Genomic DNA, 11,904 nt, shown 5'->3' with positions numbered 1-11,904 from the left:
GCGGTTCGTAGCCTCTTGCGTGAGGAAGTGAACCGCCCGTTAGAACGGGTTATATAAATAGAAGGAGGCGTTATAATGGAAGCAAATATTAATACGCAAGATGTAGGTGCGAAGAAGCCATCATTATTAGGAATGATTACTTCTCCAGGTGAGCAATTTGAGAGAATGAAGACGAAAAGTCCAGTATGGGGGGCATTTTTCCTTTTCATTATATTAACAGCTGTAATTGCAGGGATTAGCATGTATCAAGTAATGAATCATCCTGATGTAATGAGTGAGGTGCCTGATGCTGAAACGGCTAAAGTTGTTGGTTACTTCGGAATAGGAGCAGGTATTGTTGGAGGGCTATTTGGTACTGCGATTTGGTTCTTCATTGCGGCAGCTATTTATAAAGTGATTATGATGTTTATGAGTAATGATACTTCATACATGAAATTATTATCTATTTATGTCTACACATATACGATTTCAATTTTAGGTGCAATTGTGAACTTTATTATTAGAATGATTCTTGGTGGAGATATTGAAACTTCTTATACAAGTTTAGCAACTTTATTTGAGCCAGGTACAGTTGCTCATGGTGCTGCTTCATCATTCGAAGTTTTCAATATTTGGACATTAGTTGTAATGGGATTAGGATTACATATTACGGCTGGATTAAGTAAAAAACAAGCAACGATTTTAATTGTTATTTTCTTTATTCTTTCAGTTGGATTTACTAGTTTAAGTGGTCTAGCTCCAAAATTTGGTGCATAATTTATTCTTTTAGAAAAAGGTGGCTCTTCCAAGAGTCACCCTTTTTATTTTTACCCTTACTTCAAATACCACCAACAGAATTTCAAATTCTACATAGTGTAATTTCAGATTCCGTCGGTAGTATTTGAAATGACTCACAGTGAAATCTTTTCTTTATTTTTATATTGTGAAGGTACCGCGGAATACTAGAAAGGTATACCTTTTAGAAACGGGTACTGTGTGAAGCCAGCGACTTTTAAAGAGGCAGTTGTTTTGTATGAAGGGATGATTGTAAATCAAATAAAGAAATTAGGTATTCGTAAAGATTATGAAGAGTATTATCAATGTGGTTTAATTGGTCTTTGGCATGCGTATGAAAGATTTGATGCAAAGAAGGGGTATTTCCCTGCATATGCAGTTGTAACGGTGCGTGGTTATATATTAGAGAGATTGAAGAAAGAGTTCGCAGTGCAGGAGAGATGTGTATGTGTAGGTGAGTATGAGGATATCTTTCATTTTGAGGATGTTGAAATAAGAGTGAAGGATTTTATGAGCGTGTTAGATGAGAAGGAGAAGTATATTATTTTTGAACGTTTTTTTGTAGGGAAGACGATGGGAGAAATCGCTTTAGAGACGGAAATGACATATTATCAAGTAAGATGGATGTATCGGCAAGCACTTGAGAAAATGAGAGATAGTGTAAGAGGATAAATATTAATATAAGAATGGAAGGCAAGAGATGTTGCTTTCCATTCTATTTGTTAGTTTAATGTAGTAAATGTAACAAGGGGTTTTTAAATTGTAGTGAATCTTGCATGTTCATACGAGATAGTATGTATCCAGCTTTTAATAATTGTTGCTGCAATTTATGGGGACTGATAGATATTGTTGTTGTAGTGCCATTTGAAAAATGTATTTTAGCCTTTTTAATCTTTTGGCAAAAGTCTATATCGTGTATGTGGTTATAAAATAGCCATATACAGTTTGGAGATGAAGGAGATTCTGTTGGAAAAGTACAAATGTATTCCCGATGATTAATTGGAATTGGAACGTTTTGTTTGAATCTAAAATTTGTTTGGACTGCATTACGTCTACCTTGATAAGTAGAGTGAATATGGGTTAAGCAAGATTTTTTGATAAGTTGTAATGCGGTTTGGCAGGAACGAAGATCATTTCCGCTACTGTCGATAAGTTTTGTACGATAATAAGGGTGATTGTATGGAACAAGCATCATAGTAGAACTAGAAATAATAATGTTATTTTCATCATTCATGATTTTAAGTCCTCCCTTATGAAATTAATATTTCGAATATAATTATATACGGAATAAGTAAACTCGGTGTTAATATTTTGTTTTGTATTGTAAATTTTGGCTATTCGTTTACAATCAATAGGTGATAGTCTTTCTAATTTGCATCGCTTGTACATATATATGAAAATAGAAAAGAGTAGGCGGTGATATAGTATGAAGAAAAAGTATATTATTATGGCTTTAGTTGTCGTTCTCCTAGTATATTTAGCAAACAGTAATCCGAGTAAGGGCGAATATACAGAATGGGCAGCGAAGCAGTTTATGAAGCGTAATGATGTGAGTAAGAAGCTAGATGAAGTTCAAAAAGAGAATGAAGAGGGTCTCCTTGGCGACTTGGCATCGGCCGGTAAAAAGTTAGCGAAAAAGTATGTTGAGCCACAAGTTGGGTTATTAATTGATCATTATACGAAGCGAAATGATTATATATTCTTCTCAACATATACGACTGAGTTTGATATAGGTGAAGAACATTATAAGTACGTATGCGTCGGTTTCTCAAAGATTTTTATTCCGATTGAAATGCCGAAGAAAAAAGACGAATCTGCAAAATGATGCAGATTCGTCTTTTTCATTTTATAGAGTAATTGGAACTTCAGATACATTTTTTTCTACAAGGCGAGCTCCCTTTTTTCGTGTATTTTCATCAATGGATGAAAATACAGATGAGGCGAGGATTGTATCCATTACTTGATTTACGACTTGTGCATCGATTGGTGTGATGGGCGTATCGATAGAAAAAACGACTGTTTTTCCATCTTCTTTTGCGAAAATCAACTCTAGTACTTGCATGTGTTATTCCCTCCTTTGTATTTATCAAGCTATTTATGGGATTTGGGTCTGCCGGTTAAATTGCGGTCTAATAATCAGCGGGGATGATTAAAATCCCCACTGATCCGAGTTTTACTTTATAGTTTAGAAAGATCTGATGTGCTTACAAGTTGTACAGCGTGAAGTGGTGATGCTTGTAAGGAAGCTAGAGCATGAGCTACGTTGTGTACTTGATCTAAGCTCGCATTTGTTTTAACACGTTTAAATTGTTTGCTCTTGAAAACTGTTTTGCCGTTCTTATCTAATCCGTTGTTTAAGACAAGACGTAAAGTTAAATCCATTACGATTGTTTCAATTGCCATGTGTATCACCTCCTTTCACTTTATAAATAGGGTACAAATGTCATGTTTTGGCGTGAAATTTTTTCTTTTTTTTGGTACCCTTAAAAGATTAAGAGAGGAGAATTCTGGATAATGAATCGTAAATGGTTATTTTGGATTCCTGTATTACTATGGATGGGGCTGATTTTCTATTCTTCGGCACAACCATATAAAAAGCAGGATATGCGTTCAGATATTGAACAATATGTAAATGTTGAATTTGTGAAAGAGCATTTTTCATGGGTATCTATTGATTATGGTGGAGGAACCCCTGTTAGTATTGCGAATAAAGGTGTAGGCGGATTTATTGAGTTTTTCCTTCGTAAAGGTGCTCATTTTATGGTGTTCTTTATGCTAGGTTCATTGATTTATTACGCTTTTCATCGATCAGGTCATTCGAGGAAAAGATGTTTTATATATGCCCTTCTTTTCGTTGCGGGTTATGCAACATTTGATGAAATTCACCAATGGTATACGGGAGACCGCACACCAATGTGGCAAGATTCATTGCTTGATACGTGCGGCGGATTAACGGGAATTATAATAAGTAATTGGTTTTGGAATAGAAAAAAGCGCTAATCTCATTTCGAGATTAGCGCTTTTTTTGCGGGGAGTAAAACCTCCACTGATTAAAGTTTCACTTTATACACCAAGTAATTCTTTTAGTTCGTCTGTTGATAGTTCAGTCATCCAGCTATCGCTTGTGATGACCGCATTGTTTAGAGATTGTTTTCTTTCTAGCATTTCATCAATTTTTTCTTCTAATGTTCCTGTTGTAATGAGTTTGTGAACATGAACAAATCGTTTTTGACCAATGCGATATGCGCGGTCTGTTGCTTGATTTTCCACAGCTGGATTCCACCAACGGTCGTAGTGAATGACATGGTTGGCAGCGGTTAAGTTTAATCCTGTTCCGCCAGCTTTTAAGGATAAGATGAAAATGTCATACGTTCCGTTTTGGAACTCCTCAATCATCTTGTCGCGATCTTTTTTCGGCACACTACCGTTTAAGAAGAGGACACGCTGGCCGAATTTTTCTTCTAGCACACGTTTTAGCATGTTCCCCATGCCGATGTATTGAGTGAAGATTAGGCAACTTTCATTTTGATCTTTTATATTTTCGATGAGCTCCATTAACGTTTTTGTTTTCATAGAGCGTTCAACGACATTTTGTGGCTCTTCTTCTTTTAAATAAAGAGCTGGATGATTACAAATTTGTTTTAGCTTGTTCAGCATAAGTAATATAAAGCCGCGTCTTTCAATTCCACTTAATCCCTCAACATTTTGCAGTGTATCTTGAACAAGTTGTTCATATAAGGAAGCTTGTTCACCAGTAAGGGGACAGTAAGCTTTTTGTTCTTGTTTATCTGGTAAATTTAATGCGACCGTTTGATCTTTCTTCGTTCGGCGCAGTAAAAATGGTGAGATAAACCGTTGAACTTGCTGGATTTTTCCTTCATCACGATCCTTTTCAATCGGTGTGACGAAGCGGCGTTGGAATTGCCCTAAGCTTCCGAGATATCCATGATTAATAAAGTCGAAAATGGACCAAAGTTCAGCGAGGCGATTTTCCATCGGCGTACCAGTTAAAGCGATTTTGTGATTTGCTTGTAAGTTTCGTACTGCTTTCGACTGTTTCGTATGTGGGTTCTTAATATTTTGTGCTTCATCCAAAATAACAGCATCCCAGCATAATGAAGTTAGTTCTTCCTCATCGAGTTGGGCCAATGCATAAGATGTTAATACAACATCTGCTGATTGAAGGAAATCTTCAAAAGAATTGCCCTTATCTCTATTACTTCCGTAATGTAATTGAACACGTAAATTCGGTGCGAAACGCTCAAATTCTTTTTGCCAATTTCCAAGAACAGATGTCGGCGCTACGATTAATGCAGGGCCTGTTTTGAGATTGTTTTCTTTTATATATAGTAAGTAAGAGATTGTTTGAATACTTTTCCCGAGTCCCATATCGTCAGCTAGCAATGCTCCAAATCCAAGCTTTCGTAAATATAACAACCATTCAATGCCGTGTTGTTGATACGGACGAAGTGTTGCGTTTAGTGAAGCAGGGACATCTACTTTTGGAATATCTCCAATATGAAGTAGCTTTTGGAATAGTTCCTCATAATATCCATCTAGTTCGATTTCAATATCAGTAAACGGACTATCATCTTCTACAATTTCTGTTTCAGCCGTATTTGATAAATGTTGCTGCAGGACATCTTTCATCTCTAGTCCGTATTTATCGGCACGGTTCATGAGTTTCCTTACTTCTTCGATAAAGGCTGGATCTAGTCGCATCCATTGACCGTTTATATTAAATAGACGTTTGTTTTGTTCAACGAGTTCAAAAAATTCGCTTTCTGATAAATCAATGCCGTTCGTCGAAATTCGCCAGTCAAAATTAACGAGCGTATTCATACCGAAGAACGATTGTGTTTGTACTGTATTTTGCTTCAGCTGGACACGTAATTTCGGTTTTGTTGCTTTTAAATTTTGCCACCATGATGGTAGTAAAATTGTAATGCCGGCTGCAAGTAATTCATCGCTTGCTTCTGTTAAGAAGTTCCAAGCTTCTGTTTCAAAGAGCTCATTTCGGAATGTATCTCCTTCTTTTAACCACGGTATGAGCTTACTAAAACCTTCTTGTGTTTCTGTAATCCGTTCTTCGTAATCGTGCCATCTTTTCGGTAAGGAATCGATGTTTTCATATACATATATGCGATGCGCCCCGCGCTTTGGTGTCACGATTGTTTCAAGTTTCCACATTTCAAATTCTTCTTGTGGTTCTTGCAGTCTTAGTCCGATTGTAAACGGAAGATCATCTTCAATATAACCAATTTTTCGAAGCCAATCTTCTTCATGTAGTGCTGTTTCCAATTGTCTTTTCGTAAAGTCGTAATGTTCATATAGTCTTTTAGCATCTTCCCAGCCGTCATTTGAGCGATTATCTTGTAATATGCTTTCATTAACTGCTGCTGAGAAAAGAGATGCTAATGTGTCATCTTCAATTGGCGTATTTTGAACTTTCCAAGATGGTTGTTTGGGCCAGTGCTCGATATCTGGTACGAAGCTACCACTCGTAAAGGCATCCCATAATTCATTTGCATCTTTTGTAAGTGCTGTAATAGGGCCGTTCAGTTGAATATGTGCAAAGGAATTCATTGGTTTGTTTGCAATGTATTCAAAGGCTTGTGCATTTGTTAGTAGCACACCTTGTTTTCCTTCGAAGGTTGCTTCTTTTAGAAACGTACCGTAGAAAGAAGTGGAGTGCCATGTGAATGCATTTCGTTTCCAACTTGTTACGGATAATGGAGTACCGCTGTCATCTTCTCCCCAAAGGAACCAACCTTGACTAACATGCTGGAGCCTAATTGTTACTTCAGTTTGATTGATCATCGATTAATTTTCCTTTCCGTAATTCCTCTTGTAGTGCACGCAGACGTGAATGGAGATTGGCGATGTGAATAATGAAAGCATCCCATTCATCGGTGCGTTTTAATCGTTTATATAATGTACGTAATTTCTTTAAGTAACGAACTGCGCGTCTATATGATTTACGATTTCGTTCTTCAATTGCTTCTACAGCAGCAAGATGATAAAGAGGAAGTGCTGCTTCTGGCGCTTCTTTTTCAATATCTTTCAGTGGTTCTTTTAACAGTTCAATTGCTTCAAACCCATATAAGAGATGGAGCTCTGCCCATGTACGATACTGTTTTTTCGCGAGTACGTACTGTTCATAGTTTGTGAAACTATACGGTAATAGTTCCTGCAAGATCATTTCAAAACCAGCTTGTTCATTTGTATGTGTTGCGTATGTTTCATACATGATTACAAATAGCCGAACGATATCTTTTATAAAAATCGTATTTTCGTGATCTTGGATCGTTTTCTTTACTTGTTTATACGTAAAGGAAAGCCAGTTTTTCGCACGATCCCACTGCATGGCACTTAATAGTTCTTCTAACCAATAGAAGTATAGACTCACAACAGAAGCAGGTTGTTTCTTTAGTAAGTCCATCGCTAGTAGATCTTCTTCATTTAAAAAGAGAAGGTGAGAAGACGCTAACGCTTTAGATAGTGGATTAATTTTCGTATCGATTCGTTTTTCTTCCTCTTGCATTTTCTCTTTATTGTTTAAAAGTTCACTCCATATGTGGCGATAAATGAAAAATCGCTCTTGCGTATAAGCGTCGGTAGAGAAGAATACTTCATGAACGAGACGAGCTGTTTCTTGCAAAATTATTTCAGATTCTGAAGGAATCGCTTCTGATTGTAAGTCCCGAACGATGGATTCCACTTTATCTACAAATAGGCGAACGACATTAACAGGTTGGTGATAAGAATACGTTTTGTTTGCTTCGAATGCCTGAATTTCTTCTAATAATTTTTGAAAGCAGTAAAGTGCTGCATGTAACCTGAATAATTCATGTATGGCGATGACGCGCGGAGCTTTCCGCTCAAGTTTCGTATAGAAATCTGTAAAGATACTCATAAGAAAATACATTTGTTTATAAGTAAGGCGAGCTTGTTCTTTTTTAAATGATTCATATTCTTTTTCAAAATATGATTCCCAACTTTTATAATCCGTTTCTTCAAAAGCTGATGATTGCAATACTTGTCTTGCAGTTCGAATAGGAGGAAGGGAAGGTTTCGTATTATTTTTAAATAAAGTTAATACATCTCCTACTTGCCCGAAACTAGACGCTGCAGATAGTAATACAGCGAGCATATGCTCACATTGTGTTGGTGCGAAGCAATCACAATAACTTTCAGCGACATTACGAATCGGAATATGAACGCTATATACGTTGCCTTCCGCATCTACAGTTCCTGATAGTGTATAACCATCAAAGTCAACGTTGTAGACAACACCACTACGATATAGGTGCCGAGCTGTAGCGACATGTTCCTGATCAGCTGTTTGCTGTGGATCTAGTCCTTGAACGAACTCATTCGCAATCATCATAATTTCATCTTTCGTAATTGAGTGTTGCAGCATAATATTCCTCCGTACACATATTTCTTTCCTTTACCATTATAAACAAAAAATGCTCAAAACAGAAAAAATGAAATTTGGATTACATAACTTGAAAATCATGGTAATATATAAAATGTTAATTTCATATATAAATATATATGTATAGGAGGAGAAATGATTTGTCAGATTTACAGACGAAGTTAGGTAGTGGAATGAATAAGTTACAAGAAGGAATAGAACAAGGGAAAATGAAGTTGCAAGTTGCACAAGAAATTGCTCAATTGAAAAAGGGAATGCAAGTGCAAATGCAGAAAAAAGCAGAGGTTCTATTAGAGGTTGGACAGCAAGTGTATGTTCAATTAAGAGGAAGTGGAGTAAATGAAGCGAGCTTAAAAGAAATGATTGCTCCAGTTCAAGAATTTGATGTAGCTATTTATCAAGCAAGAAAGCGCATTGTTGAATTGCAAAAACAACAAGGTGAAAAAGCTACATGTGAATGTGGTGGACCTTTATCAATAAATGATAAGTTTTGTGGTTCGTGTGGAAAGCCTAACCCGATGTTAACAGTAGAAAATGAAGGTGAAACGGTAAATTGTATTTCATGTAATGAGCATATCGATAAAAACTCTACTTACTGTCCAGTTTGTGGAATTAAGCAAAGTGGGGAGTGAATTAAATGTATTGTCGCACATGTGGAAAACAACATGGTGAAGAAGTAAATTATTGCCCAAATGAAGGTAGTATGGAGATTGCAGGAGCTATAGATGCAGTAACATTAGAAAAAGATACTGCAAAATACTGCAGAGGTTGTGGCAGTGAAAATGCTCAAAAAAATTTATATTGTCAAAAGTGTGGGTATTCTTTATCTGTTGTGAAGAAAAAAGAACAAACTGTAAAATTGCCTACAATGGATGGTGCTCCTAAAGTTGAATTTAAAGCAGATAAAGCCGTTTTACAAAAAGGTTTTATTGGTGGGGCTGTTGCAAGTATTCTCATGTTAATTGCTGGTTGGATTGGTAGTTTATTATTTGCCTCTATGTTAAGTGAGATGTTTAGCAAATTTGCGAAAGAATTAGAAGTGTTGCCAAGTTTTTATTCGAGTGCAACTTCTACGATGTTAAGTTACCATTTACTTGGTTTTACAGCTAACGATGATAGTGGATTGATATTTTCTTTATCTTGGCATACTCCATTTACATTATTATTAATCATTCCATTTATTATTTTCGCTGGTACAGGAATTTGGTTAGGGAAACAGCATGTTGCGAAAACGATTAAAGATCAAATCTTTATGGCAGCAACAGTTGGTATTATTTATGGAGTCTTTTTATTCATTATAAGTTTTATAGCATCACAATCTTTTACAATCCCATTCTCAGAAGCAGGTAAGATTACGGTTGGCTATTCAGCGATGAAGAGTTTATTGAGTGGTTTTGTATGTGGGACATTATTTACCTTATTAGGATTTATTGCTCATACAAGCAAAAACAATATGGCAGCAGCATTTCAAGAGTTAATGCCATATGGAGCGTCTGTTTATTACGGTGTTTCGGCTATGATAAAAGGACTTTTAGTAACAGCAGTAGCGGTTTGTATTATGGCGTTAGTAAGTAAGGAAGACGGTATTGAACCATTAAAAGAAATAACAACTTTAAAATCTGAAAGTACATTATTAGCATTAGAGTTAACACCTCAATTATGGAGTATGGCTCATTTTGCGCCATTAGAAGTATCAAGTCCAGCACTTAGTAAGGAATTTACTAGAATTGGTAAGAAATCAAATGCATATGAGAGCACACTATCGTTTTCATTTATATCAGGCGTCTCTGTAAATGGCGTAGAGCTTAGAGAGATATTGATTTCAAAAGGAGCAAATGAGGGAAGCCTTGCAGAATTTGATAAAGTGAATAACGTATTCCATTACGGTTTATTACTGCTTATTATTCCATTGTTCTTTATGTTTAGAGCGGGAAGAAAGTTAGCTAAATTACCGACTGCCAATATATATATTACATTAGCGGTATGCAGTGGTTCTTACACAATTATGATGATTGTAATGAATATGATTTCTAAGTTCCAAATTAATGTTTCAGGAACGGTAACAAGTTTATTTGGAACAAGCGGAACAGTACTATCTATGCAAAATTCATTTACATATTTAATTTTGTTTAGTTTTATTGTGACATATGTAGCAGCATTTGCTGGAATGAAATTAGCTAAAAAATAGGAGGAGAGCACGTTGAAGTTTTGTGGAACATGTAAAAAGAACGTTGCAGACCATTTGAACTTTTGTCCTGAGTGTGGGAGTAAAGTAGAAGTAATCGTTGATAACACTGCTGCTTCATATACAGAATTACAAAGCGAGACAAAACCAGTGAAAAGTAAGAAAAATTTATTTTTAATCATTGGTTTTGCCATTATTGCTGCATTATTATTTGGGGCATATAAATTTGGAGCATATAAGTTTTCAAAAGAAAAGCAAGTAAATGTAATGATTGAAGCATTCCAAAAGAAAGATATTAATGCAATTGATGAGTTTGTAAAAGCAAATGATTCAAGCTTAAAGATTAAGACAGAGGATATTAAAGCGTACATGCGTTATTTAAAAGAGAATCCTTCTTACAATAAACAATTACTGTCTTATTTACAGAAAGAGACAGTAGATCAAAAGTTAACAAAAGATAAACCTGCATTTAAAGACGGGGAAATAGTAGAAGAGGGAAAAGAGTGGTTCTTATATCCAAAGTATAAGTTCAGCATGAAATCTTATTATATGAATGTAAGTACAACTGCAAAGAATGCAGAAATATATGTGAATGACAAAAAAGAAACAGAGCTTTCTAGTGATAAAAATTCGAAAGAGTTGGGGCCATACTTCCCAGGTACATATGTTGTAAAGGCAACGGCGAAGACAGAACTTACTGAATTAGAAACAGAGAAAGAAGTAGATTTAGCGGATGAACAGAGCGAGAAGGTGAAAGTGGATTTATCGCTTGAAGGCAAGTATGTAAGCATTTCTTCTGATGAAAGTGATGCAACTGTATTTGTGAATGGGAAAAAACGTGGAAAATTAAATTATGGAAGTTATAAGCTTGGCCCTGTATCCACAGATGAAACAGTAGAAGTACATTTAGAGAAAACTACTGATTTTGGTGTGATGAAATCTGAAAGTGTTAAAATTGGAGACCAAAGCACATATTACTTAAAATTCCCGAAAGAAACATCAAGTTCAGCAGTGGGCGAATTTGTAAGAAATCATATTTATGATAACGTACGTGCAATTTCATTAAATGATTTTAGTTTAATTGAAAATAATTATGATAAGAGCGGAAAATCGTATAAGGAAGACCGTGATTATATACAGTATTTACACAAAAAAGGAATTACAGAAGACTTATTAACGATGGAAGTTCGTAATGTAGAGCGTCAAAGTGCTACGAAATATAAAGTAACGACATATGAAGAGTATCATATTCGTTACGGTGATGGATCTGTGAAGTTCAAAAGTTTTAATAACGAACATATTGTAACTGTGAATGGAAATGGAAAGATGTTGTATCATTCTCTTGGTGCAAATAATACGTTGAAATCAGAAGATGTATCTGGTCCAACTCGTTAATATGAGAGAAGCTGTTCAATATTTGAACAGCTTCTTTTTTGTAGCTAAATCGATATTTCGTGTCGAACCGTTGATATATCGTAAGTTATGATAGATATAATCGAAAAAT

The 11,904-nt window shown here is 35.6% G+C and carries 12 protein-coding genes; 7 read left to right on the top strand and 5 right to left on the bottom strand.

Features of this window, described 5'->3' with window-relative positions:
- Window positions 1-75 precede the first annotated feature (75 nt).
- Window positions 76-756 (top strand): YknW family membrane protein, encoded by a 681-nt coding sequence (yknW, locus tag ACX9TM_RS26505; protein WP_000387922.1) that lies wholly within the window; start codon window positions 76-78, stop codon window positions 754-756.
- 219 nt (window positions 757-975) lie between these two features.
- Entirely contained in the window at window positions 976-1,446 is a 471-nt protein-coding gene (locus ACX9TM_RS26500) for a sigma-70 family RNA polymerase sigma factor (RefSeq protein WP_002026588.1), read from the top strand.
- 55 nt (window positions 1,447-1,501) lie between these two features.
- Here ACX9TM_RS26500 and ACX9TM_RS26495 read toward each other — a convergent pair whose 3' ends face one another.
- Window positions 1,502-2,008, bottom strand: coding sequence for a competence protein ComK (locus tag ACX9TM_RS26495; RefSeq protein WP_000997459.1), 507 nt, complete (start codon window positions 2,006-2,008; stop codon window positions 1,502-1,504).
- 192 nt (window positions 2,009-2,200) lie between these two features.
- On the opposite strand from ACX9TM_RS26495, the gene ACX9TM_RS26490 reads away from it, so the two are divergent.
- Complete coding sequence (locus tag ACX9TM_RS26490; RefSeq protein ID WP_000731405.1) at window positions 2,201-2,599, top strand: DUF4359 domain-containing protein; 399 nt, start codon at window positions 2,201-2,203, stop codon at window positions 2,597-2,599.
- A 21-nt stretch (window positions 2,600-2,620) separates the two neighbouring features.
- On the opposite strand, the gene ACX9TM_RS26485 is transcribed toward ACX9TM_RS26490, so the two are convergent.
- Window positions 2,621-2,836, bottom strand: coding sequence for a DUF2922 domain-containing protein (locus tag ACX9TM_RS26485; protein WP_001197593.1), 216 nt, complete (start codon window positions 2,834-2,836; stop codon window positions 2,621-2,623).
- A 116-nt stretch (window positions 2,837-2,952) separates the two neighbouring features.
- Window positions 2,953-3,177 (bottom strand): DUF1659 domain-containing protein, encoded by a 225-nt coding sequence (locus tag ACX9TM_RS26480; protein ID WP_000963861.1) that lies wholly within the window; start codon window positions 3,175-3,177, stop codon window positions 2,953-2,955.
- Between the two features lie 111 nt (window positions 3,178-3,288).
- Between ACX9TM_RS26480 and ACX9TM_RS26475 the strand changes: the two genes are divergently transcribed.
- Entirely contained in the window at window positions 3,289-3,774 is a 486-nt protein-coding gene (locus ACX9TM_RS26475) for a VanZ family protein (RefSeq protein ID WP_001080707.1), read from the top strand.
- A 63-nt stretch (window positions 3,775-3,837) separates the two neighbouring features.
- On the opposite strand, the gene ACX9TM_RS26470 is transcribed toward ACX9TM_RS26475, so the two are convergent.
- Window positions 3,838-6,594 (bottom strand): DEAD/DEAH box helicase, encoded by a 2,757-nt coding sequence (locus tag ACX9TM_RS26470; RefSeq protein ID WP_000610114.1) that lies wholly within the window; start codon window positions 6,592-6,594, stop codon window positions 3,838-3,840.
- A complete protein-coding gene (locus ACX9TM_RS26465) occupies window positions 6,578-8,197 on the bottom strand; it encodes an SWIM zinc finger family protein (RefSeq protein WP_000939143.1) in 1,620 nt (539 codons plus the stop codon). The genes ACX9TM_RS26470 and ACX9TM_RS26465 overlap by 17 nt, the downstream gene beginning before the upstream one ends.
- 158 nt (window positions 8,198-8,355) lie before the next feature.
- Between ACX9TM_RS26465 and ACX9TM_RS26460 the strand changes: the two genes are divergently transcribed.
- From ACX9TM_RS26460 to ACX9TM_RS26450, 3 genes are read left to right on the top strand one after another with little or no spacing between them, the layout of a single operon-like run.
- The gene (locus tag ACX9TM_RS26460) at window positions 8,356-8,847 is read left to right on the top strand and encodes a zinc ribbon domain-containing protein (protein ID WP_001281754.1); all 492 of its coding nucleotides are present in this window, start codon (window positions 8,356-8,358) and stop codon (window positions 8,845-8,847) included.
- 5 nt (window positions 8,848-8,852) lie between these two features.
- Window positions 8,853-10,403 (top strand): zinc ribbon domain-containing protein, encoded by a 1,551-nt coding sequence (locus ACX9TM_RS26455; RefSeq protein WP_065382118.1) that lies wholly within the window; start codon window positions 8,853-8,855, stop codon window positions 10,401-10,403.
- A 12-nt stretch (window positions 10,404-10,415) separates the two neighbouring features.
- Window positions 10,416-11,795 carry a zinc ribbon domain-containing protein gene (locus ACX9TM_RS26450; protein WP_000666884.1) on the top strand — a complete coding sequence of 460 codons (1,380 nt, stop codon included), beginning with the start codon at window positions 10,416-10,418 and terminating at the stop codon, window positions 11,793-11,795.
- The last annotated feature ends 109 nt before the right edge of the window (window positions 11,796-11,904 follow it).

The organism is Bacillus sp. LH1, assembly GCF_057924895.1.
The sequence above is the reverse complement of the archived record's forward strand: the minus strand, read 5'-3'. Positions and strand labels throughout refer to the sequence as shown.

Bases quoted from the DNA above. Each gene is read 5' to 3' on its own strand.
- ACX9TM_RS26465 (WP_000939143.1), bottom strand. From the start codon at position 8,197: ATGCTGCAACACTCAATTACGAAAGATGAAATTATGATGATTGCGAAT.
- ACX9TM_RS26455 (WP_065382118.1), top strand. From the start codon at position 8,853: ATGTATTGTCGCACATGTGGAAAACAACATGGTGAAGAAGTAAATTAT.
- ACX9TM_RS26485 (WP_001197593.1), bottom strand. From the start codon at position 2,836: ATGCAAGTACTAGAGTTGATTTTCGCAAAAGAAGATGGAAAAACAGTC.
- ACX9TM_RS26480 (WP_000963861.1), bottom strand. From the start codon at position 3,177: ATGGCAATTGAAACAATCGTAATGGATTTAACTTTACGTCTTGTCTTA.
- ACX9TM_RS26495 (WP_000997459.1), bottom strand. From the start codon at position 2,008: ATGAATGATGAAAATAACATTATTATTTCTAGTTCTACTATGATGCTT.
- ACX9TM_RS26490 (WP_000731405.1), top strand. From the start codon at position 2,201: ATGAAGAAAAAGTATATTATTATGGCTTTAGTTGTCGTTCTCCTAGTA.
- yknW (WP_000387922.1), top strand. From the start codon at position 76: ATGGAAGCAAATATTAATACGCAAGATGTAGGTGCGAAGAAGCCATCA.
- ACX9TM_RS26475 (WP_001080707.1), top strand. From the start codon at position 3,289: ATGAATCGTAAATGGTTATTTTGGATTCCTGTATTACTATGGATGGGG.
- ACX9TM_RS26470 (WP_000610114.1), bottom strand. From the start codon at position 6,594: ATGATCAATCAAACTGAAGTAACAATTAGGCTCCAGCATGTTAGTCAA.